This window comes from Mycobacterium sp. 1245111.1 (genome assembly GCF_001673405.1).
GTDB lineage: Bacteria > Actinomycetota > Actinomycetes > Mycobacteriales > Mycobacteriaceae > Mycobacterium.
Genome location: NZ_LZLV01000015.1, coordinates 1 through 977, shown reverse-complemented (window position 1 = coordinate 977; position 977 = coordinate 1). Strand labels below are relative to the sequence as shown.

The window sequence follows — 977 nt, the reverse complement described above, 5'->3', positions numbered from 1 at the left end:
TGCTCAAGCAGGCAGACGAGCTGCGCAAGACGATGGCGACGCTGCACGAGCAGATGAAGGTCACCCAGGATCTGACCAACACCACGCACGAAACCACCAAGCTGACAAAAGAAACCGTGAAGATCACCGAGTCGTTGCGGGACGACATCGCCAACTTCGACGACTTCTTCCGGCCGATCCGCAGTGGTTTCTACTGGGAAAAGCACTGCTTCGACATCCCGCTGTGCTGGTCGGTGCGGTCGATCTTCAACGCACTCGACGGCATCGACCAGGTGAGCGAGAACATCGAGGCGCTCAGCGCGAACCTCGACAAGCTGGACCAGATTCAGCCGCAGCTGGTGGCGCTGATCCCGCCGCAGATCGAAAGCCAGCAGCACAACCTCGACACGATCATGTCGAACTACGCCACCACCAACGGTCTGAACGAACAGGCAAAAGCGCAGTCCGACAACGCCACCGCCCAGGGTGACGCGTTCGACAAGTCGAAGAACGATGACACGTTCTACCTTCCGCCCGAGGCGTTCAAAAGCCCGGACTTCGCGCGAGGTCTCAAACAGTTCATCTCACCCAACGGGCACGCCGTCCGGCTGATCATCTCGCACCGTGGCGATCCCGCGTCGCCGGAAGGCATCGCGCGCGTCGATAAAATCCGCGAGGCCGCCGAGGAGTCGCTCAAGGGCACCCCGCTGGAGGATGCCAAGATCTACCTCGCCGGCACCGCAGCCACCTTCAAAGACTGGAAGGACGGCTCCAAGTACGACCTGATGATCGCCGGAATCGGTTCGCTCTGCCTGATTTTCATCATCATGCTGATCATTACCCGCAGTCTGATCGCGGCGGCGGTGATCGTCGGGACGGTCGCGCTGTCGTTGGGGGCATCGTTCGGCATGTCGGTGCTCGTCTGGCAATACTTCCTCGGTATCAAACTGCACTGGATGGTGCTCGCGATGTCGGTGATCGTGCTGCTTGCCGTCGGT

Annotated in this window: 1 protein-coding gene; it reads left to right on the top strand. The window is 60.4% G+C overall.

The features are described from left to right. Positions 1 to 977 (top strand): MMPL family transporter (locus tag A5658_RS03110; RefSeq protein ID WP_156751235.1); only part of this gene is annotated, 977 nt, incomplete at both ends.